This is a genomic window from Paenibacillus sp. BR2-3 (assembly GCF_046529485.1).
In the GTDB taxonomy this organism is placed as follows: Bacteria; Bacillota; Bacilli; order Paenibacillales; family Paenibacillaceae; genus Paenibacillus_AQ.
In genome coordinates this window covers 2,898,288-2,923,393 of the sequence record NZ_CP126311.1, presented here as the reverse complement: position 1 = coordinate 2,923,393, position 25,106 = coordinate 2,898,288, and the positions used below count along the sequence as shown (strand labels likewise).

Genomic DNA, 25,106 nt, shown 5'->3' with positions numbered 1-25,106 from the left:
ACCACCAACCTATGTTTGATATGCTATTATCCGGCGTTGACAGATTTCAGACCGAAGCGGGAATTCCCTGGAGTTCAACGTTAGCTGTTGCATCTCCGGTGAGTCGCAACGTCAACTCTTCCATGGTCACAAGCATGTTCTGCTGTTGATCCATAATATAGATCTGGCAGGCAAGCATTTGATTATTCAGCGTCCGCCATTTGGCGAACACCTTCACTTCACCGCCAAGAGGGCTGAATACCGTACATCTGCGCAGCTCGCACAACTCGTAGTTCTGAGTGTGCTGGGTTAGCTGAACAAGAGACTGAACGATCTCTTCTACCGCCGAATAGGAGAAAAGCACCTTACTATCCGAGAGGTCTGCGAAGCTCTTAAGCCGAACGTTCATGAGCGCCCGGTCCTCTGCAACACGCATTTCCTGAATCCGTTCGATCTGACTGCAATTGAAGGAGATATCATCTCGAATAATTTCATTAGCGCCGAGCCCAACCATGCTGCCTGGATCGGCCAGTTCTGCTTGCTGACAAGCGGATATCGCGACCTTTCCCTGCGAACAGGCGATATACTCGCCGTTTGCGTTCTCATAGCCGGTCTCACAATCAATATGCTGATCATCCTCGTACAAGGTGGTGATGAGGCTGCGACCCGCCTGAAGCTCCGGCCGCACTCCCCAAACGACATCCTCAATTACATGGCAAGGAACTTCCAGCGATAATTCCGCTGCGATACGAAACAGTTCTATGAATGAGAAGTAGTCCCTATCCTGCATAACTTGTGTGTCAGAGAGAACCGTTTCATATTTCTGCTTGTTGAAGCTGGATAAATTCCGGTCAATGAGCGGATGTATCTTTCCGGTTTCATTGGTATTTCGGCGGGATTCTGTTCTGGTTATCCAGTAGCTCTCTCTTTCAAAAGCATAGGTCGGCAGCGGAATCACACGCACATTCTCACCCTGGTGAAGCTGTTCCCAGTCTACCTCCGCTCCCTGTACCCATTGAGCAGCAACACCTGCGGTATCTGAGGTATCACTGAGATATCCTGCATGCTTAGTTCGTTTCGAGACAACCCCGCAAAAAATATCCTCACGGCTCTCATCGGACACATAGAGTTTCAGCTTTGCCTTCAATTCCTCCAAGCTGCGGCACGAGAATGCCAGTCGATGAGCCATTTCTTCCCGGCCCAACTGCAACGTGTAGGCAATATCGGATAGATCATTATCAAGATGAGTTTCCAGAAATGCGTGCAGCTTCACTGCCATTTGTTTCAGAGAATACGGTGTTTTTGCGGAAAGGACAAGAACCTGATCACTCTTTATCTTCCCTGCCGGAACATCGCCGTTGTACTCCTCAATCAGAACGAAAGCATTCGTACCGCCAGCGCCAAATGAACTGACACCGGCTCTTCTAGTGCCCGTTGCTCCGTCTGCCGCCTTCCAAGGGGCTGCCTGCCGCTGGACATTAAAATACGAATTGTCGAAATCAATATTCGAGTTGGTTTGGTCCGCATGGATCGAAGGAGCCAACTGTTTGTGTTTAAGCTGCATCAATACCTTGGTTATAGAAGCAATGCCCGCTGCCGCTTCCAGGTGTCCGATATTGGACTTGACCGAACCGATGGCGCAGGATTGCTTATCCGGATTGTATTCGTCAAACACCTGATTTAATGCGTTGATTTCAATCGGATCACCGAGCCTGGTTCCTGTTCCATGCGCCTCCATATAAGTTATGGTTCCGGCATCGACGCCCGCCTTCTTCAAGGCTTTGGATACTAGACTGACCTGGGCGTTGGGATTGGGAACCGTATATCCGCTAACCTTGCCGCCATGATTGATTTCGGTCGCCTTGATCACTCCATAGATGTGGTCCCCATCCTTGACAGCCTCTTTCAAAGGCTTCAAAAGAACGGCCCCGACACCCTCTCCAGGAACAAATCCGTCGGCTTCTTCTCCAAAACTATGGCATTTGCCTGTCGGTGAAAGCATCTTGGTCTGGCACATCAGTACATACTTGTAAGGATGCAGATATAAGTTCACCCCGCCCGCTATCGCAAGCTTGCAATCCTGGTTCTTCAGGCTTTCACATGCCGCATGGACTGCTGCAAGAGACGACGAACAGGCTGTATCGATCGCCAGGCTTGGGCCGCTGAAGTTGAACATATAAGAGATTCGGTTGGCAATAGACCACGGTGATACATTCGGCATGGAGGAGAGATTGCCCCTCTCCCATTCTTCCGGTCCCCACAGCTGATACGAATACGTTGTGGCGCCTGCAAATACGCCTACATTGGCACCATAACCGTCCTGATACCGCTGCAATTTCTTTCGGGTGTACCCCGCATCTTCCAGAGCCGACCAGACAGTCTCGGCAAAAATTCTTTCCTGAGGATCCATGATGACGGCTTCCCTGGGTGCGATATTGAAAAACGCAGGATCAAATTTGTCCACGTCTTCCAGGAATCCTCCCCATTTGCTGTACATCTTGCCTTCCTTCACTTTGTCGAAGCTGCTATCAAAATACTTTTTGTAATCCCAGCGGTCTGCGGGAATCTCGCGAATGCAATCTTTTCCGTCCGCGATGTTATTCCAGAATTCGTAAATATCATCCGCCTGCGGATATTTCCCGCTCAAGCCGATAATCGCGATATCATCGTCCGATCCACCTTGATGCATTGCGGGTCTGCCGGCTGCTTGTCCTGCAAATGACTTTAATACCTTCCAGATGAAGGGCTTCTCAGCATACCCACTTACTTGCTCCGGTTGCTCAGCAGGCTGCGCCCGTACAGTTTCACTGGAGGAACCAAAACGGTTCATCAAAGGCTTCGCATAGCGGCTAACCATATGAGCGGCCAGACTCTGTATCGTTTGATATTCGAACAGCAGGGTTTTGGAAACTTCTCCGAGTTCTTCTTCGAGTTTTCCGTTGAAATAGCCGACCATTACCGATTCAATGCCGTATTCCTCAAAATCGGCTGTGATATCAATCTCCTCAGCGTCCAGCTTCAAAAGTTCACTGAACAGGCCGGTAAGATATTTTATCGTCTGATCCAGTAAATCAGGGTCTGTTTCCCCTTCTGCTTCCGCCCGCTCAGTCGCCACAGTTTCCTGTTCGGCCCGGTTGATGCCATCCAGCAGCCTTCCGACCTTCTGCGCTTGCCCGTATCCGACGATCAGCGGATTGACGCCATTCACAAGCAAATATTCAAAAGCTTCAATTCCTTTATCGACAGGCAGCGGTATCAGCCCCGTCTGAAGCGCCAGAATTTGCCGCTGTTCTTCCGATAGCTGCATTCCGTCTGCTTCCCACAGCGGCCATGCTATGGATAAGGTTCTTCCGGAACGTTCTCCCGCCGCGGCCAGCCGCTCCCGATACCGGGCGAACTCATTCATGAAGCTGTTCGCATACGCATAGTCCGCCTGCCCAGGGTTACCGGTCTCACCTGTAATAGAGGAGAACAAGATGATGAAATCCAGTTCTTCATCCTTCGCCGCCAGGTCCAGATGCAAGGTACTGACTACTTTGGAGGAAATGACTTGATCGAAGGAAGCTTTGTCTTTTTTCAGAATATAAGCGTCCTGATGAATGCCGGCACAGTGCAATATTCCGTCAATCCTGCCGTATTTCTCCTTCACATGGCGTACCAATGCCTGCGCATCTTGTGCATTGGAAGCATCGGAAACGACGTATTCTACCATTCCACCGAGCTTTTGAATAGCCGCCAGTTTCAGCTTTTTGCCCTCATCGAGCGGGGATCTGCCGGTAAGAATTAACCGGGCCTGCCTTGTTTCCGCCAAATAGCCTGCAAAAATGCTGCCCAGTCCTCCCAAGCCTCCGGTAACGATGTACACACCGTTTTCTTTTAAGGATATGGGGGCGGTGGCCGGTTTGTTATTGCTGGCTTGTACGATTCGTTTGACGTATCTGGCTGCGCTGCTGTACAGCACTTCCATCTCCTGGTTTTGGAGCAGAAGCTCCGTTTCCATAATGCCTTGAACGGCAGCCTGAGGTACGGACCCCGTTAGGGATACTGTCTTGAATTTGTAGTTCGGGCTCTCCAGACGGAGGGTCTTGATGAACCCGCCGAGGGAGGCATCCAGCAAACTATTTTCGTTACCCTTGTCAGCAGATACATACAGCAGCCGAATGTTGCCCGCCGTCCTGCTTTCCATCAGGGCCTGGGTTAAGAACAGCATTGGATACAGGCTGCGGTTCAGCTTCTCCTGTACAGGCATCTCCACAGGGCTTGCGAAATATACAATTTGTTCAACGCTTATCCCGCGAGCTTTTAACGAATCAAGCAACGCCAGATAATGACGCTTGTCGTCAAAACGCATGGTATACAAATGGTCTCCAGCTTGATCGAACTGCTCTGCAGGCGTGACACATACCAGCCTTGCGTCTTTCCCGAAACTCTCCTTGAATTTAGGCAGCTCTTCTGTATGATCCAGGAAAAGCACGATATCGCCTTTCAGACTTGCTTCCATTTTCTGCGGGCTTTCAACCCATTCGGTTGTATAATACATTGCCGTTTCCTGGTCTTGTGCCTGGAGATCGTCAAAAGCAACCCCTTGTATCAGCAATACATTTTCTCCATCTTCGGCCACGACTGCCAGCGTATATTGATCATGAGCGGTGCGTTCGACACGGATGATGAATTCTTGCAATTCCTTGTGACGGTAAGACATTTTTTCAATGGAATGAAGCGCCATCGGACGTTCAGAGCCATCTTGTACCGTTGCGGCCAGTAATACCTGGCAGGCCAGATTTAACACTTTAGCGGACAAAGAGTCACAGGAGGATTCTCCTGAATCAACGAATGCCAGCAGCGTGTCCTTGTCTTTTTGCAAACCAGTCACCTGTTCCAAGCTCGACTCGAACCCGTATAAGGAGCGGAGTGACTGCTGAACCTGCTTCAGAATACCCTCATCTTGCCCTCCTTTTTGGAAGGGGGTTTTTGCATAAGATACTTGTCCCGTCTCGGACTCCCCATGGGCTATCCCACATTGGAAAATAACTTGTTGATCCCCGGTCAGCACTTCACATAATGACGTCCTGCCGTCCGGGAATATATGCACATCCAGTGAGGGATGAGGCTGCTGCTGGTTGATCATCCCGGACCATACCAGGTTTTCCAGCACGATATCCTTTTTGTAACCGACAAGCTCAACCGCTTCCCGTGCAAAGGCCAATACGCCGAAGCTGTTCATATACTCCTGTCCAAGCCATTTCAACGAATGATAATACTGGCTGATCAGCGCATTACGGGAGGAAAACCGGTAACCGTCAATCGTCGATAAATTGCGTTCCACCAATTGGCCCGGTTCAGTAACATTAGAGATCTGAGCAGGGAATGCAATTTCCCGCCGTTTGACCTCATTGACCCAATAGCGGTTTCGCGCAAAAGGGTAGGTTGGCAAAGACAGCCTTTTATGGTGATTTGACTCGTACAACTTATGCCAGTCCAATTCAAGCCCCATCGTCCATAGCTGAGCTATTTTATCCGTATTGCCGTCGTCCAGAAGCATTTCCACGAATGAGAGCCCCGCATTGCCGGTATTAAAAAGCTCAATATATTCCTTATTGCCCTTTGTGTTTCCCCTGAATATTTTTCCGCTGCGCACCTGGCCGTTATTGAACTCATTCAATAATTCCTTGAGCTCCCGAACAGAACCGGCAACGATTGCAAGTCTTTCTGCAAAAGGCTCTCTGCCCACCTGCAAGGTATAGGCAATGTCGTCAAGACAGAGCGCTTCATCCTGGATCGAGTCCAAGTAATCGCCCATCTTCTTGGCGTAAGTCTTTAACCGTTCCTCCGTTTTGGCAGACAACACCATAATTCTGTCCTGGCCAGAGTCCTGATCGGTTACTTTAGCAGGCTGGATATATTCTTCCAGAATAATATGCGCATTGGCTCCGCCTGCTCCAAATGAGCTGACCCCCGCCCTTCTCGGATATTCCTTCCGGTCATTCCCTTCCTGCAGCTGCACTCTGTCCCACGCGCTCACCTGTCTTTGCACATAAAACGGAGTATCCTCAAAGCGGATATGGCCGTTCAATTCCTCCGAATGAAGAGATGGGACAAGCAAGCCATGCTTCATCTGCAAAAGAACCTTAATGATCGCCGCGATTCCGGCAGCCGATTCACAGTGCCCAATGTTGGACTTAACTGATCCAATAGCACAAAATTGCTTGTCGTTCGTGTTTTCCTTAAAGGCTTTGACAAGGCCGCTTACCTCAATCGGATCACCCAGCGAGGTTCCGGTGCCATGTGCTTCGAGATAATTAATGGTTCTGGGATGAACACCCGCTGCCTGTAAAGTCTCCTGAATGACTGCCCCCTGCATGGTCGGATTCGGTACGGTGTACCCGGTAGTTTTTCCGCCATGGTTGATCGAGCTGCCTTTAATCACAGCATAGATATGATCGCCATCCGCTATGGCTTGTTCCAGGGACTTCAGCAAAACAGCGCCTACACCTTCTCCCGGAACATAGCCGTCTCCACCCTCACCAAAGCTTCTGCAGCGCCCGTCGCTGGCAGCAAACTTCTGCTGACTTAAAAATATGTATTTATCGGGATGAATTGATACGTTAACGCCTCCGGCAATCGCAAAATCGCTCTCCCCCTTGCGGATGCTGTCACAGGCCAGATGTATAGAGGTTAGCGACGAGGAACACATCGTATCCAGCGCAATGCTGGGACCATTCAAGTTAAGATGATAGGATACCCGGTTGGCAATCGAAGCATAGACGGAAGATAGGGCTATTTTATTACCGTCGATCTCCGCATCCAGAAGCTGATACTGGCCATACATAACCCCTGCAAATACACCGACCTTTTGGCTTCCCAAGGTGTCCCGCGTATAACCGGCATCTTCGATGGCACTGTATGCGCACTCCAGAAACAACCGCTCCTGCGGGTCCATGATTTCAGCTTCTCTGGGGGAGATGTTAAAAAACAAAGCGTCGAAGCGGTCCACATCATCAATGAACCCGCCCCATTTGCAGTACATTTTGCCGAGCTGGTTCTTGTCTGTTGTGTAATACTCTTCAATGCTCCACCGGTCTGCCGGAATCTCTGTAATGCAGTCCTGCGCCTGGATCAAATTGTTCCAAAAGGCCTGTAAATCGGGAGACATCGGAAACTTTCCGCTGACCCCGACGATGGCAATATCTTGGCCCGACGGCTTGCGATCCCGCCGATCTTTAGGTCCTCCCGCTGCACCCGGCTGTATGCGTTTCGGTTGTAGCGGTGGTTTACCGGGAACCGGTGGCTGAACGTCCGCACGAGCTGCAGGAGCAGAAGTCTTTTTTTGCGCCGGCGGTTCTACGATTCTTGCCATTGCTTCCGCATGGTGTTCCAAGAAATATTCGCTTAATTCCCGGAGCGTCTGATATTCGAATAAAAGTGTTTTGGACAGTTCACCGAAGCTTGCCTCCAGCTCTTCATTGATGCTCATCGCCATAATCGAGTCAAAGCCTATTTTTTCGAATGAATCATTAAGTCCGAGCGCATGCGGCGGTATCTTGGTAACTTTGATAAAAATATTTTTCAAATATTGCTCTGTGCCTTGCTTCAGACCCTCTTTATCCATCTGCGGGACCTCCGGTTTCAGGACTTTGCTGTTACGGGATTCGTTCACGGTTTCCGGATAATTCATGCCATGAATTGCTTGTTTGATTAAGGCAGAGTCTCCATAGAGCACAGCAGCATTCGTTGAAAGGTTACGGCTGATATAGGAGAAAGCCTTTATTCCGTCAACAGCAGGCAATGCAGCTATGCCCAAATTTTTTCTGAGGAATTCCATACTCTCATCCGTCGTTGCCATACCGCCATCTTTCCACAGCGGCCAGTTGACAGACAGTAATTTAAAAGCGACAGACTCTCTCTTCTCCGCGGCAAAATGATCCATAAAGCTGTTGGCATACGCATAATCACATTGACCCACGTTCCCGATGACGGCGGAAATGGATGAGAATAGCATCATAAAGTCCAACTCTTCATTCTTGAACACTTCAAACAAATGACTTGTACCTGCAACTTTGGGTGCCAGGACGTTGTCCAGATTCCCTTTCTCCTTGTGGAGAATGAAAGAATCGTTTGTCGAACCGGCGCAATGAAGGATGCCGTGCACCTTGGGAAATCTAGCTTTTGCCTCGGTTAATAGAGCTTGAGTGTCTGAGAGACTTGTAATGTCCGCACATACATAGACAACTTCGTTGCCTGCCGTTTGTAAAGCTTTTACCTTCTCCTCCATCGCAGGATTGAGCGGCGTTCTTCCGGTCAGAATCAGGCTGGCCTGACATCTATCTGCCAGATGCCGGGCCAGCGTGTAGCCGATTGCTCCCATTCCGCCTGTGATGATATATACCGGATGGACGCCAAGGCTTGGATTATGCTCCTGATGGTCTGCTGCGACATGCTGTTCAAGAACTGGCACGAACCGTCTGGACCCCCGGTAATGAATCTGTCGAGATTCGTTCTGTATCTTGCCAAGCTCCAGCAGCAAATGTTCAACCATTTGAGAATTAAACATTTTCCGGTCGTCATCCGTGGACACCGTTTTGAATAACAGATTCGGATTTTCAATCATGACGCTCTTGATAAAACCGTCCATAGCAGCGTGTATGGAATAATTCTCTGACTCTTTATATTGAAACAGGATATTTATCTTGGTCCGTTTTTTGAAAGACAGGAGCGCCTTGGTCATGGAAAAGATAGAATAAATGCTGCTTTTCATGGCGGTATCCAGCCTATCGCTGTGCACCGATTCCTCCGAGATTAAGTGAAGGATACTGTTGGGGAACAAGCCCCTTTGCTCCAGTGAGGACAAAAGGCTGACATAATCCTCCTGCTGATCCATACGAAGCTGGTACCGCAATTCTTCAACCTTGCCAAACGATTCCCCGGCCGTTACAAACACAAGCGAATCGAACAGGGAAGTGAATGAATTGCGCAAAAGCATCTCCAGGCTCTTGTCAGCTGCAAAAACCAGCAAATTTCCAAGCCGGACATCCTTACCAGGGGCCAGCTCTCTCTCAGACAACTCTCTGGTAAAATAAACGAGCTCCTGTTTATCCGATTGCTTTAGTTGCGCGATCTGCCAAAGGCCTTCCTCTTTGGAGATTTGTCCGTTCGCAACCCGTTCAATAATAGATCTCATTAGATTCCCTCCAGCATTCTCTCAACTTCATCAATCCCTGCTTCCCCGGCCAGCAGCTTCGTCAGCACATGATCCAGTGATGCATAGTCAGCGTTAGCTGCTGCTCCGGCTTCGGTTTTTGGAGCCGGTGGAGTCAAGTCTCTTCCTGAAAGGCACAGGAACTTGACTGCTAAATTTCCTGATTCATCAAAAAGCAGCAAATCAAACTGCAAACCCTGATGTTCAGAGGCGAAAGAGTTGGAAGGTGTAACCAGACAATAACTGATCGGTGTTAAAGCTTTGTAGACTTCAACAGTATCCAAGGCAAACGGGACAAAGGTACCCTTTTTCTGCTGCCCGCTGAGGACCGAATACAATGCTGTCTGCATTGCTCCATCGGCAAAGCCCGGATGAATGACATAATCAGAAAGCGGCATGTGAGTGTGCTCCGGCAGCACCAGCTTGGACAATGTGCCGTAATTGCCCGTATAAACGGCTTCAATGACCCTCAGATTGTCGCCATATTCCATACCATGCGCCGAAAAGGCTTCATAACAATGGTCCCGACTAAAGCGGCTATCGCTCGTATGGATGATATGCTGGATATCCAGTCCGGCAACTTCCGCTGGTTCAGCTTCTTTGTGTGTATAGTTCAGAGTACAGGTACAATAAAGCATCTTTTGCCCGTTCTCTTGCAACGCGTAGATGCTTGCCTCAATCCCCGACTCTTGGGAGACCAGACTAATATACACATCCTGGGAATCCTTAATCGCCGGGAGCGCCAACGTTTTTCTCCATTTCACATCGGTAATCGACTGCACTTTCCATTCCCTGCTGGACAGCAGCCCTGCCCTCCAGGCCATTTCCAGATACACGACACCCGGAAGCAGCATTTGGCCTTGAATGACATGATCTCGAAGAAAGGAATCTTGCACCGTTAATGTTTTTTTATAGCACTGCTCTTCAAACACGGACTCATTGGAATCTATCACCGCCGCCAGGGCCTTGGATGGACTATTGTGAGTATTCGCCTTGGGTTCTGAGGAATCATACCAATAACGCTTTCTCTCAAAAGGATAGGTTGGCAATGAAATTTTGTTCGGTTTTTGCCCCGTATAAAGAAGCTGCCATTTAAAATTCACTCCAGAGCTCCAGAGCCTGCATAGTTGACTCAGCTTCCCGGAATGAACCAGGGACAGCAGGAACGCTTCCCCCTCCGCACTCTCTGTAAACACATCCTGTATTTCACTTCCGGAGCGAATATTCCCGGCATATACATCCGTAGAATTTCGTTTCCCGTTAACAAACTGGCCAAGCTTCTCTCTCAATTCAGCGATACTGGATATGACCATGGCCAATCTCTCATCCATCGTCTCTCTGCCAATTTGCAAGGTAAATATCAGATCCTCCAGACGGAAATTGTAGAAATCCACACTGTTTTCTTCTGCTTTTGTTCCCTGATTGTATTTAGCCGAAATTACGCTCTCCAATTGGTCAAGGATAAGCTCCGCAATGCTTTCAATTGTGCCGCTGCCCGTAAGCAGTCCCATAGGCAATCGCACCGGGTACGCTTCATAAATCGCGTCAGCAACAGAAATCAGTTCTTCCTTCGACAGTCCGTACTCCTCGATGCTTTCTTGGGCGCTGATTTGCGAAGGTAATGAGGCCAATTGAAGAAAACATGCTGTAATATCGGTAATGACATATTTTCTAAGCGTGTCACTGCTTATCGTTTCAGTTGTTATTACATGCCGGATCGTATGCTCGTCGATAAAGTTGATGATTTGCTCGGCATAAGCAGTCAATCTGTCCCTGTTCTTTGCCGATAAGACGAAAATTTGCGGATCTGCCTGATCTTTTCCGGGAAGAATGTTTTTCTGATTGTATTCCTCCAGAATGACATGCACGTTCGTACCCCCTGCTCCAAATGAACTGACTGAAGCCAATCGGGGAAATTCTGATGGTTTCCATTCTTCAAGGTTTCGCTGAACATAAAAAGGAGTATCCTCAAAGGATATGTTCGGATTGAGCACCTCTGAATGAAGGGAAGGCACCAATTGCTTATGCTTCATTTGGAGTAAAACCTTGATAATGGATACGACTCCTGCCGCGGATTCCAGATGTCCGACATTGCTCTTTACAGAACCTATGGCGCAATACTGGGTGTCTGTTGTTGAGGCTCTGAAGGCCTTCGTCAATCCGCTGATCTCGATCGGATCACCAAGTGACGTACCTGTTCCATGTGCCTCGACATAGCTGATTGCTCTAGGATGAATACCTGATTTGCGCAAGGATTCCGAAATAATTGCCGCCTGCGCATTCGGATTGGGCACAGTATATCCATTCGTCTTCCCGCCATGATTGATGGAGGAAGCCCGGATCACTCCATAAATGTTGTCGCCGTCCTGAATGGCCTTGCTCACAGGCTTCAACAGCAAGGCTCCGACGCCCTCTCCGGGCACATAACCGTCACCGCCATCTCCAAAAGCGCGGCACTTGCCTTCACTGGAAGCGAACCGCTGGTTGCACAGGAACAAATATTTATCCGGATGGATCGTTACATTTACTCCGCCGGCAATCGCAATCTCGCTATCCCCTCTATATATGCTTTCACATGCCAAATGCAGAGCGGTTAAGGATGAGGAGCACATGGTATCCAGTGCGATGCTCGGTCCGTTGAAATTAAAGAAATAAGAGACACGATTGGCAATGGACGCATAAGAGGAACTTAAGGTCAGGGTATTTCCCTTTGCGGTTTCCTCCGCACCATACAATTGATAGTGACCGTACATCACACCGACAAACACACCCGTTTTGCTATTCCACAGGGATTGTCTGGTATAGCCGCCATCCTCTATTGCACTATGGGCGCTTTCCAGAAAAAGCCGTTCCTGTGGGTCAAGCTGCTCCGCATCTCTGGGAGTCATCTGGAAGAACAGAGGATCAAAGCAATTATATTCGTCGATAAATCCGCCCCACTTGCTGTAAACCTTGCCTTTCTTGCCCTTCTCAGGATCATAGTAGCGGCTATGATCCCATCTTTCCAAAGGAATTTCGGTAATACAGTCCTCGCCGTTCTTAAGATTATTCCAGAACTCCTGCAGATTTCTTGCGTTTGGAAAAGCGCCGCTGATGCCGATAATCGCAATTCCGTCGTCTTTCGGCGTTTCCTTGTCTACTGTCTGTGTAGGCTGTTTGCCTGGAGTGGAGAAGGTACGGTATTTCGCGCGTTCCTCTTCCCTCTTCACCTCAGGCGGGCTGATCTGGGGTTGCTTCTCAGGTCTGGAGGATGGCTGAGGCCGGTTTATCCCGGCCCGCTCATCCAGTAGGTCCCTATGATTTTGAACAAAATAGTCCGCAAGATCATTTAGATTGCCGTATTCGAACAGCAAGGTTTTCGGAAGGTTTTGAAAATCCTTATCCAGAAGATTATTAATTTCCATAATCGCTACCGAATCAACTCCGTAATCCTCCAGGCTCTGCCGGGCATTGATTCGGCCTGCCTCCAAACCTATCACCTGCGAGAGCAGTCCTTTCAAATATTGGACGGCAAAATCATGCAGCTCATGGCTTCCTTGTGACTTAATGTCTATACTCTGTTTGTTTTCATTGCCTTCCGGTTGTACTGGTGAGCTTTTCAGATGCCGAATCAGTGAATACCCCTGTTCAGGATCAATTTCTCCTTTTTTAATCCTCTCCAGTATCCTGCTCATCTCATGGCTTGAATCCGTCATCGTATCCCTCCCATCCACTGTTCCACATCCGCTTCACTCAGTTCTCCTGCCTGCAGCTTTGTGAGCAGGTCCACAATAACATCCTTATCATTCGAACTAACTTCCTGGTCCGGTTTACTTCTTTCCAGCTTAAAGGCATGGTCAATCTTCGATTTATTACCGGTGGCAACGATTAGGTTTGATGAACCCGCACGGCAAATCTCTTCAAAGGCGCGGATTCCCGGCCCTTCGCTCATCATTTTCATGCCCAGGTAGCCGGAATAGAACACCGATTCATTCTCCGGGATCTCAAATCCCCCATCGCTCCATAATGGCCAGTTGATGGAAAGAGTTTTGCCTTTTCTCTGCCCTCTAGAAGCCAATTCATTTCTCATAATAGTGAAGCGGTCCATAAAGCTGTTAGCCATCGAGTAATAACCGACGCCCAAATCGCCCAATTCCACAGAAACGGAAGAGAACAAAATCATGAAATCCAGATCAAAGCCCCGGCTCTGAAGATCCAGATTGAGGAGTCCTTGCACTTTGGCGCCCATAACCGTCCGGGCCCTACTGCTGTCGGATTCCGTAACCGGAACCGAATCGCCTTGTCCTGCACAGTGTATGATGCCATCGAGCATTCCGTATTCGGATCTGATCCGGTCCATAATTCGCTTAACATCCGATGCGCTGGAGATGTCTCCCTCAAGATAACGTCCCTCTCCTCCCGCGATCCGCAGCTCATTCATCATACGAGTGATCCGCTCATTCTCCGGCTGTCTGCCCACGCAAACGATCCGAGCGCGATATTGTTGGGCGATATGCTTTGAAAAGATCATGCCAAGCGCTCCAGCCCCGCCCGGAATCAGGTAGACGCCTCCCTCTTTAAAAGTCACGGAGTTTGCAGTCGTTCCGTTTATAGACTCCATTTCGAATGGCATAATTTTGCGGACATGGCGCTGCTGGTCGATATAACGGATATCCGTATGGCTTTTATTCCCCTCAGAAAACAGCTCCTTGAACAGAGTCTCTTGATATCCTGGAGTATTCAAGGTGGTGTGATCAACCGATACGGAAGCAATTTGGAACTTGTGATGAATCGTCACAATGGACTTGGCGAAGCTGGCAACCATTTCATGGGGAGCTGTAAAATAACCCGATTCCCCTTGATAGGCGAACAACAACTTTAATGGCCGCTGTCCGTAGACTTTGACAAATGCCTTGAACAAGTAGATTACGGAAAAAGCTCCATCCTGCATCATCTGCTCCAGCACATTCTCAATATTGTCTTCGTTATAGTCACCCGGTTTCACCAACGTTTGAGATCCGGCCCACTGGTGCAGAATATGTGTGGCATCAAACCCGATTTCCTTCAACTCGTACAGCAGCCGGACGTAGTCTTCTTCCCTCGACGGGTTGATGGCCATATGATTTCCGTTGTAGACCTTATATTCCTTGTCTCTAGTGACCAAAATGCAAGCATCGAATCCACTCGGCAGCTTGTTGGTCAATGGAGCAGACTTTGTTCCGTGATCGCCAAAAATCAACACATTCCGCTTTTCTTCGGCAATCTCATGCGTCAGTGCTTCTTTTTCGTAAACCGGGGTATAGTATAAAATTTCATCTCCCGATTGACCTTCCGGCTTGCCGGCAAAGGGTCTGACGATAAAATCCTCAATCCGGACAACTTCATTGCCATCCAAATCCAAAATAGAGATATCGAAAATGTTCAGTCCCTGATTATTCTCTCCCGGCTGCTCCTTCACCTGAGTGTACACGCAGCAGTCGGACGGAATAGCCCCGAATATTTCAACATTTCCAAGCGAGAACGGGATATGTGTTGCTCTTCCTTCCGCATCGCGTCCCGCCGCGACTGAACGGATCGCTCCGTCGAACAAAGCCGGATGCAGCACAAAGTCCTGCAATGTAGGTCTGTAAGCTTCTGTCAGGGACAAACGGGCCAGCGTTTCCATCTCCCCGTTTAAGACCTCTTCCGTAACTTGAAACGACGGTCCGTAGTTGAAGCCTATCCCCTTAAAAACATTCTGGTAGCAGTCCTGTTTATCCTTTCTGTTCGTGCAGCGCCGTTTAATTTCGTTCAGGTCAAAATATCTCCGGCCGCCTCCGTAAGCGGGAGCATCCGCCGCAAATTCCAGTAAGCCCCTGGAATGAACGACCCTGTTTCCCTGTTCGGTGCTGAAAATTTCATAATGTACGGCATCCTCTACAGGCTCAAGAACGATATCAAGATCCTTGAAGTCTTCTGTCATGACGACAGGCTTTAACCAAACAACATCCCTGATCGCACTGACAGGAGCTTCTCCGCATATTTCCCCGGCTGCTCTGGCCATTTCAATGTAAGCCACCCCGGGCAGGAGGATCTGATCGGCGACGATATGATCTCTCAGGTAGAACTGTTCCACGGATAGCCGCTTGCGGAACCGCTGCTCACGCAGCGTTGAAATATTTACATCCACCAGTGGGTGCAGCGTACGAACGACCTGATGATCCAGATTCGAAGAAGAACTCTTACTTCCTTCTGCAACTGCATTCTCAAGCCAGTACCTTTCTTTTGCAAATGGATATAAAGGCAAGGACACCTTTTGCGGCTTAAAGCCCGCATACAGGATGCTCCAATCAATCGGATTTCCCAATACCCAAAGCTTAGCGACTCTTTCCAACTGATTTTTCTTAGCCAGTGCAGTGATATAAGCAATATCCTCCGGATCATTCCCAAAAATTGTTGCTCCGTTTTCCAAAGCTACCGCCGCATTTCCCATGCATACAGAATCGTTTAATTGACCATCCAAAACGGACTTCAGCCCTGCCTTAAGCTCTTCCATCGTCGTGGATACGATCGCTATCCGCTCCTCCATTTCTTCCCGGCCGAGGTTGAGCGTATAGGAGATATTCGCCAGGCTGTACTCGGCAGTAAGGGACTGACCGAGAAAGCTGTAAAGGTCATTTACCTTCTCCATCAAACGCTCCGGGTTTTTGGCAGACAATACGATCAGCTTCTTAGCGTTCGTTTCATTCGCAGCTTGCGGAGACACAAACTCTTCTACAATAAGGTGCACGTTAGATCCTCCCGCGCCGAAAGAACTGATGCCTGCTCTTCTTACTGCGCTGTGCGCCTGATCTGTTTGCTCCCAGTGGTCCAGTGTGCGCTGAACGTAGAACGGTGTATCCTCAAAATGGATATGATTGTTTAATTCATCCGTATGAATCGACGGCACCAGCGTCCGATGCTTCAGCTGCAACAGCACCTTTGCAAGAGAAGCTATACCAGCAGCCGATTCCAGATGGCCGATATTGGATTTGACCGAGCTTATGGAACAAAACTGCTTATCGTTTGTGTACTGGCCGAAAGCTTTGGAAAGGCCTGCAATTTCTATAGGATCACCCAGGGATGTTCCGGTTCCGTGGGCCTCAAGACTGGTAATCGATCTGGGATTGATGCCTGATCGCTGAATCGCCTCCGCTATTGCCGCTGCTTGCGCGTTCGGGTTAGGCACCGTGTAGCCGCTCGTTTTTCCGCCCGAGTTGATCGCTGAACCTTTGATGACTCCATAAATATGATCTCCGTCCTCTATCGCCTTGCTTAGGGGCTTGAGCAGAACCGCTCCAACTCCCTCGCTGGCGACATACCCGTCTCCACCCTCGCCAAACGCTCTGCATTTGCCTTCACTGGATGCGAACCGCTGGCTGCACAGGAATACGTATTTGTTGCGATGAATTGTCACATTCACTCCACCGGCCAGGGCGGTGTCACTTTCCCCTCTGCGAATACTCTCGCAGGCCAAATGGATCGCCGTTAACGATGAGGAACACATGGTATCAATCGCCATGCTTGGCCCCTGGAAATTGAACAAATACGATACTCTGTTCGCGATAGACGCAAAAGAAGAATTTGGTGCCACCAGATTTCCGCTGGCATATCCTTCCGTACCGATCAACTGGTAGTGACCATACATTACGCCAACAAATACGCCTACTTTGGTCTGTGCTAACCGTTCCCTCGTATATCCGGCATCCTCCACCGTATGATACGCGCATTCCAAAAATAATCTTTCCTGCGGATCAGTCAACTGGGCATCTCTCGGCGTCATCTGGAAAAATAAGGGGTCGAATTTATCTACATCATCGATAAAGCCACCGTATTTAGTGTAAATCTTGCCCTTCTTTCCTTTTTCCACATCATAATCCTTCGTGTAATCCCAACGGTCCTTGGGAATTTCCGTTATGCAATCCTTGCCGTCCTTCAGATTCTCCCACAGCTCGGACATATTGCTCGCCATCGGGAATCTTCCGTCCATCCCGATAACGGCTATATCCATCACTCCGCCATTAACGCTGCCTGCCTCCGCTGGTACTGATTGTTTCGGTTTCGGCAGAAACCGGCCGTTTAGCGGTGTGCCGCTGGAGCGCAGCTCATAAGAATCAGCCCTTTGCACATTCTCTTCCTGAGCCGTCACTTCCAGCTTATGAGATTGCGCAAGCTTGAATTGGCGGACAAGCTGCTCCCGGTATTGTTCCATGAAGTAGCCGGCAAGCGATTGTACGGTGTTATATTCATAAAACAGCGTGTTCGGCAAGCCTTCAAAATCCCGCTGCAATGCCTCATTCAGTTCCAGGATCATTATCGAATCCAGTCCAAACGAATCCAAAGGCGAGGCATGCCCGATCCGGTCCTTGGAAATGCCCATCGTCTTAGCCAGCAAATTAACCAGATAGGCTTGTGTTCTGTCGAGCAGTTCCCCGCTGATTACCGGACTGCTTTCAGAATCGGTGTCCACTTTTCCGGCTGATACGGTACTGCCGATGCCCAAGGAACGCCGAATTTTCTTCTGGTCTCCATAGCCCGCAAATACATGCACAACATCCTCTTTTAGAATGGATTCCAGGATGTCCATGCCTGTTTGGCTGTCCAATGGCTGCATGCCGTAATAATCGGAAAGCAACTGCTGCTGTGCAGCTTCAATCTGATACCTTCCGTCCTTCCATAACGGCCAGTTGATAGACACGGTCTTGCCCTGCCGCTGATTCGCTGCGGTCAGCTTATCCCGGTATACGGCATACCGGTCCATAAATGTATTGGCTGCCGCGTAGCTGCACGCGCCCATATCCCCGATTTCAACAGACGTGGACGAAAATAATATAAATAAATCCAGTGGCTCATCCTTGCTTGCCAGGTCCAGATAGACCGTCCCGTTCACTTTGGGAGAAAGAATGCGTGAAAAGCTTGCTTTGCTGCCTTGGGACACTTTGGTCGTATCTCCCATTCCAGCACAATGGATGATCCCGTTAATCCGGTGAAAACTTCGCTTGGCTTCCATGATTAATTGAGTCGTATCGCTATCACTCGCCACATCTGCTTTGATATATATGGCTTCTGCTCCCAAGCTGGCCAGACGCTCAAGCTTCGCTTGAATCTGTTCATCCGACTCCTGCCTACCGGAAAGCACCAGCCTGGCTTGATATTTCTCCGCCAACTCAGTTGCCACAATCATGCCTAGTGCGCCTGTCCCGCCTGTGATGATGTAGACTCCGCCTTTGACGAATTTCGTTCCCTCTGATTGATGAATTATCTGATGAGGGAAAAGCTTTTTCAAATATCTCGTTTCCCCGTCATATAAAATTACTGTTCCATTAGCCAAGTGGGGCGGATTCAGCTCCTGAATCAAGCGTTCAGCAGCCTGAGCGGGTGCTACTTCATTCATCCGAACCAAGCTCAACTGGAAAAGCGGATGGTCTGCAGACAGAGATTCGGAGAATCCGGCGACCATTTCATTCAAAGGTGTTTGCCGGTCATCCGAGCCTGTGTAGGCGTAAAGGCATCTGATTTTGGACTTTGCTTTCAGGGCAGCTGTAGCTTTCAATACATATAAAATCGAATATAGTCCCTGATCCAAATGCGCATCCAGATTTTCGGCAGTTTGAGCCTGTTCCTTTGAAACGGCGCCCGCATCATCCATATTCCAGGCATGAATAATATGTTGTAGTTCCTGACCCTGGCTCATTAAAGAATCAAACAATCGGTGATAATCGGCTTCTTCCGCAGGATGAATCACATACTGTCCCTGGTTGATTTGGGCAAATCCTGCTCCGGCGCTCACCTGAATGATGCAATCCCCAGCTACTCCCTTGAGGAGGCCCTGATCGCGGATGGAATCCGCCAATGGGGCCGTACCGAACACCAGTACAGATGAAATAGCGGCTGATTCCGCCGGAATAGTAGCCTCTACCCATTTGGATGTGTACAGGTTTATGCTGGCAATAGGCTGATCCACTGCGCTTTTGGGCGCGTACTGCTTAATCGAGAAGCCGAATAGTCTTACAACCTCTTGGCCGTCTTCATTCACAATTTGAATATCATACTTTCTTGTTCCCTCATCATCGGTGCCGGTAGCTCCTTCAGAAGGTTTGGCATAGGCATAGCAGCGCTTGGGAACTTCACCAATGAGCTCCATTCGATCCAGGGCAAAAGGCACTCTGAGCGTTAAATCCTCATCCGTTCGTCTGCCGACCCAAGAGACGGATCTGACGGCTCCATCAATAATCGACGGATGCAGCGCATATTGCTCGTATTCAGCATCCAAATGATCAGGCAGGGACAGCTCGGACAACCCTTCAAGCTCAGCGCAATAAGCTCTATTGGTAACCTTGAACGCCGGACCGTAATCAAAACCGACCCCTTTGAAAATATGCTCGTAGCACTCTTCTTTTTCCAGAATGACAGAGCATTTCTCCTTGATTTTCCCGACTTCTATCGTTTGAGCTGCAGCCGGAGTTTCCCGCAGAATTTTTCCGTACGAATGCAGGATGCGCTGGTCGCCAACTTCGCTGAACACCCGATATTCCAGCTCGTTATTGTCAGACAACTGAAAGGTAGTAAAAATATCTTTCCGGTCCGTGTCCATCTCAATCGCTTTAATCCATCTAATGTCTTTTAAACCCGTGATCGGGTGGATACCCGCCAGGTCTGCGGCAGCTCTTACCATCTCCAGATATGCGACTCCCGGAAGCAAGATTTTGCCTCCCACGACATGGTCTTTTAGAAAAGACTGATCAAGCCGCAGCGTCTTCTTGAACTTCTCCTCCTCCATGGTGGATACATTGCTGTCCACCATCGGATGCAGCGCGCTTCTCTCTTCTCCCGGCGATAATTTGGGAGTGATGCGGCGCGTATTTTTGCTGACCCAACAGACTTCCTTGGCAAAAGGGTACGCAGGCAGCGGGATGCGTCTGCCCTTGCGATTCACATTAATCGCGCTCCAATTGACCGATTCTCCAGCAATCCACTGTTTCATGATGCTGTTTAATCCCTCAAATCCAACAGGCTCGCCAGTAGCTTGATTGTCTATCGCTTGAGGTTTTGCCGACCGTTTCTGCCTGTTATCGACATGTTGCGAAAGTATCGATGCTTCACCTTCGGGCCGGGATACATAGTTTCCCAGTCGGCTCAGCATGTCTGATTTATCTCTGGCAGTGAAGGCGATTCTCTCTTCCATTTCTTCTCTGCCGACCTGCAGTGTATAGGCGATATTATGAAGCGTCAGTTCATCAATCTCTGCATGATCCGTTAGATAGTGAACAAGCTCTTTGGCTTTCTTGAGCAGTTGAGCTTTATTTTTGGCAGAAAGGACAATCAGGTTTCCCGGCTCGGATGCTTCGGCAGCCACAACGGAACAATTGTATTCTTCCAACACCACATGGGCATTGACACCGCCAAAACCGAAGGAGCTAACCCCTGCCCTTCTATTCTCACCGCGAATCGTTTTCCATTCCTGCGTCTTCTCTACGATATAAAAAGGCGAGTGATCCATCTCAATAAACGGATTGAGCTGCTCAAAATGGACGTTGCCCGGTAACAGCTTATGCTTCATCGCCATGACTATCTTCAGAACACCGGCTATGCCTGCGGCTGCTTCCAAATGTCCGATATTGGTTTTAACCGCGCCCAATCCGCAGTAACGCGTCTGCTGCATGGCAATCTGATGCTTTTGGTAGAGATCTTTAAACGCATTTTTAAGGGCATTAACCTCCACCGGATCGCCAAGGCTGGTACCTGTTCCATGGGCTTCGATATATCCGATGGTATCCGGGGAAATGCCCGCCTTGTCGTACGCTTCCACCAGCACCTCCGCCTGAGCTTTCGGATTCGGTACCGTCAAGGAGCTGACCTTTCCGCCATGATTAATGGCAGTTCCTTTTATCACCGCATAGATGTAATCCCCGTCCGCTTCAGCCTGACTTAACGGCTTTAACAGGATCGCCCCTGCGCCTTCCCCTCGGACATATCCGTTTGCATTTTGGTCAAAGGTTTTGCATCTGCCGTCCGGAGACAGCATCCCCGCCCGGCTGAAGGAGATATGCAAGGTTGGACTGACGATAACATTTACTCCTCCGGCAATCGCCTGGTCACAGTCTCCGTTCGCAATACTTTCCACCGCTCTGTGCACCGCAACCAAAGAGCTCGAGCAGGCGGTATCAATCGGCTCGCTCGGTCCGCGGAAATTAAATAAATACGAAATGCGGTTCGCCAGTACACAATGAGAGCTGCCCGTAGAGGAATAAGCCTCCACCTCGATGTCATTATCCTGTAAAAGCGTGCTGTAATCACTCGTAGACACCCCTACAAAGAGTCCGACTTTTTTTCCCGACAACTCCGAGGCTCTGTATCCAGCGTCCTCTATCGTTGACCATACGGTTTCAAGGAAGATCCGCTGCTGGGGGTCCATCAGGTCGGCTTCTCTCGGGTTTATGTTGAAAAAGGCAGGGTCAAACTTATCCGCATCCTCCATGAACCCTCCCCAGCTGGAGATCGGCTTTTCGGAGTGGCGGCTTTTTAACCGGTTAAGCTCATGATAATCCCATCTGTCCCCGGGGATCTCGGAGATCAGATCCTTCTGATCCTTCAGGTTATCCCAGAATTCATGCATATCCTTGGATTGCGGCATGGTCCCGCTGATCCCGATAATAGCAATGGGCTCGCGTTTTCCGGATGCGTCCGGCTTGTGCTTTTTCCAGTTCTGCCTGCACCTTATGCCTGAGACTGCTGTCTTGGCCGTTCCGTAGTCAACGGAGGCAAGAACCGCTTGCTCTTCTCCCCGGTTGAAATGATCTAGCAGCTCGACTTCATAGGTTTCTGCCAAATAGGCTGCCAATGAACGAACCGTAGGATATTCAAAAAAGATCGCCGGTGTGATCCTGACGCTGAATGTATCGTTGATGACATTGGCGGCGTCCGTAAACGTAATGGAGTTGAAGCCATATTCCCCTAAGTCCTGATCAGCCTGTATGGCTGCGGGATCGATCTTCATAAGATGACTGATCATGTTCGCCACGGCCTGCTGTACTTTGTCTTTTAATTCGGCATTTTTTTCCGAGAACGGAGACGTTCCTGCAGAACCTGATGCGGATTCCAATCCCAAAATACCGCTGATTTTTTTTCGATTGGCTTGCAGAATCAAAATCTGCTGCACATCGGCATTTACGACCGAATGAAAATACGCCAACCCATCCGCTATTTGGAGCGGTTTAAGCCCGACGGTGTTTTTGAAAAACAGCAGGGTCTGATCATTTACGGACATTCCTCCGTCCTTCCAGAGCGGCCAGTTGATGGAGATGGACTTGCCGTATCTTTGCCCCGACTGGACAAGATGATGACGATAAGCGGCATAATAGTCCATGAAGGCATTGGCGTAGGCATAATCGCTCTGGCCGATATTTCCGGTAATGGCAGCAATCGATGAGAACGCAACAACAAAATCCAGCTTGTCATCCTGTGTCGCACGGTCGAGTTGAACTAGTCCCTGTATTTTTGCCTGAAGTACTTCGGTTGCCTGCTGATCGTTCTTTGAGGCAATGAATGAGTCATGGGCGACTCCGGCGCAATGAATAAGGCCATGGATCACGCCGAACTTACTCTTAACTTCAGCCACCGCTTCAATTGCTTCCTGTTCCTGGGAGATATCGGCACGTACATAGTGCACCTCTGCACCCAGGCTTTTCAGATAGGCAATTTTCTGTTCATGCTCCGGCCGAAGCGATGACCTGCCGATCAATACCAGCTTCGCCTGAAACTGCCCAGCCAGATATTCCGCGAGGATTAACCCTAGCTTCCCCAGGCCGCCCGTAATGCAATAAACACCTTGCGAGCGAAGTATTTCCGATGAACCGCTGTTTGACGGCAGTTTTATCTCCGTGAGGGTATGAATGTACCTTTTGCCATTCTTATACAGCACTTCATAGTCGGCTGACTCCACCTCGGCAGCGATCATGGGATAGATATCCTGTAAGCTGTCCTTCCCTATGAATAGAGCTGTAAAATGCAGCTTGGAGTTTTCCAGCTTTAATGTTTTATTGAAACCCCTTAAGGCTCCCAGTACGGGAGCAATCATATCATTCTGAACCTTGCATATCTGGATGACTCGCGTATGCCCGGGTTGGACCTCCATCAAGGCTTGAGCCATATATAATTGACTTTGGTAAGCTTCGGCAGCATCAAATTCCGAGGAAGCGCCACGCTCCAGCCTTTCATACAGAACCCGCTCCAGTGAGCAACCTCTGCTGTTCAATTCACGGAACAATTGCACATAATCCTGTTTATTCGAAGGATTTATCAGGTAATGATATTCTCCCTCTTGCTGGAACCGTAAACCGGGTTCGACCACAAACACCTGGCCCTGATGGCGTTTTGCAATCTCCTGAACCAAATCCGGATGATCGGCAAAAATCACAATATCACCGGCAATCCGGCTATCTAACCGTATGCCTGTTCCACTGTCCTTCCACTGATAGGAAAAGCCCATCTCCTCGATGCTATGCTGCCTTCCCTGGTAAAAAACCTTTAATACAAAACGTGTGAACTTCAATAATACCCGGCCCTGTTCATCTGCCAGCACTACGTCAAAAGCCTGATCCCCGCTGTTGTTGCCGGACTCGATCTTTTGTACATAAGAAACGCAGTTAGCAGGTATAGGCCCGAAGATCTCCATACTGTCAAATGAAAACGGCAGCGCTACCGCGCCCTCATGATCTGAATTGGAGCTAACTAATCCAATTACCGCTTCCAGTACTCCGTCGATGACGGTAGGATGCAGCGTATACTTGGCGAAATCCTCCCGCAAATGTGCAGGGAGTTCAATAAAGGCTACCGCTTCCGTGTCCCCTGCATACATTTCGGTCATGGATTGAAAGGCGGGACCTAAGTGAAGCTGATGCTTCCTGAACTTTTCATAGACTTGCGCACCGCTGATTCTCGCTTTATTGCGGCTCAACGCTGCGATATCTATCGATTCCAATGGAGCTTTCGACTGCTCCTCTGCATAGCCGATATTTCCCTGACTATGAATGACCGTCTCCCCGGAGGAGACGCTCGTTATTTCAAAGCCCAGCTCACTGTCCGATTCTCCCGGAAATAAGCGGATTTGAACCGGCTTGCCGGATTCATCATTGTCCATTTGGATCGGGTAGGACCAAACCACATTCGTTATCTTGCGAACAGTAGTCCCGGGTAGTGAACAGGTGGCCGCGGATAATGCCATTTCAAGCTGAACAACCCCGGGCAGAAGCTTATGTCCCGAAACGACATGATCCTTCAGGTAAAATTCTTCACCGGTCAACCCTTTCTCGAAAATCTGCTCATGAACCGTTGATCTATTATAATCCAGCACCGGGCATAAGGAATGAACCACATCCTTGCCCCCGGTCGACTCCTTCTCAGCTTTCAAATTCAACCAGTACTTGTTCTTTTGAAAAGGATAGGTCGGCAGCGGAATCTTGTAGTAAGGACGATCCTGGTACAGTTTGCTCCAGTCACAATCACAGCCTTCCATGTACAAATCGGCGATCTTGTGCAGCGCTTCTTTATATAGGGAATCGGTTCCTGTGGAGGCTTCCAATTGTTCAACCAAACCGGAAAATCTGAGCTGATCCTCTTTTTCGCTATGCTTCCGCTTGCTATTGTTGCTTGAATTGCTTGCTGGAGACATAAGTTCATTTTGCTTTCGGAGAAGCTCCGCTTTAAGTTCCTCCGTATCTCTCGCAATCAAGGCTGCTCTTTCATGAAAGTGACTTCTGCCGATGGATAACGTATAGGCGATATTTCCCGCATTCGTTTCCGGCTCTTCCCCTGCCCACTCTTTTAAATCTGCTAATCTCTGAATCAGGCCCTCCCTGGTCTTGGCTGAAAAGAGAAACAGATAAAAAGGGCGGTTGCTATGTATGTCATTATTGCTCATCCGTTTAGCCTCCAC

3 protein-coding genes are annotated in these 25,106 nt (G+C 49.2%); all 3 read right to left on the bottom strand.

Translation table 11 applies throughout. The features are described 5' to 3' along the window. Window positions 1-46: 46 nt before the first annotated feature. From PaeBR_RS13820 to PaeBR_RS13810, 3 genes are read right to left on the bottom strand one after another with little or no spacing between them, the layout of a single operon-like run. Window positions 47-9,157, bottom strand: coding sequence for an SDR family NAD(P)-dependent oxidoreductase (locus PaeBR_RS13820; protein ID WP_410511161.1), 9,111 nt, complete (start codon window positions 9,155-9,157; stop codon window positions 47-49). Beyond that, the gene (locus tag PaeBR_RS13815; RefSeq protein ID WP_410511160.1) at window positions 9,157-12,870 is read right to left on the bottom strand and encodes a beta-ketoacyl synthase N-terminal-like domain-containing protein; all 3,714 of its coding nucleotides are present in this window, start codon (window positions 12,868-12,870) and stop codon (window positions 9,157-9,159) included. The genes PaeBR_RS13820 and PaeBR_RS13815 overlap by 1 nt, the downstream gene beginning before the upstream one ends. Further along, on the bottom strand, window positions 12,867-25,091 hold the full coding sequence (locus tag PaeBR_RS13810) for an SDR family NAD(P)-dependent oxidoreductase (protein WP_410511159.1): 12,225 nt from the start codon (window positions 25,089-25,091) through the stop codon (window positions 12,867-12,869). Before PaeBR_RS13810 ends, PaeBR_RS13815 begins: the two co-directional genes overlap by 4 nt. Between the last annotated feature and the right edge of the window lie 15 nt (window positions 25,092-25,106).

Bases quoted from the DNA above. Each gene is read 5' to 3' on its own strand.
- PaeBR_RS13815 (WP_410511160.1), bottom strand. From the start codon at position 12,870: ATGACGGATTCAAGCCATGAGATGAGCAGGATACTGGAGAGGATTAAA.
- PaeBR_RS13810 (WP_410511159.1), bottom strand. From the start codon at position 25,091: ATGAGCAATAATGACATACATAGCAACCGCCCTTTTTATCTGTTTCTC.
- PaeBR_RS13820 (WP_410511161.1), bottom strand. From the start codon at position 9,157: ATGAGATCTATTATTGAACGGGTTGCGAACGGACAAATCTCCAAAGAG.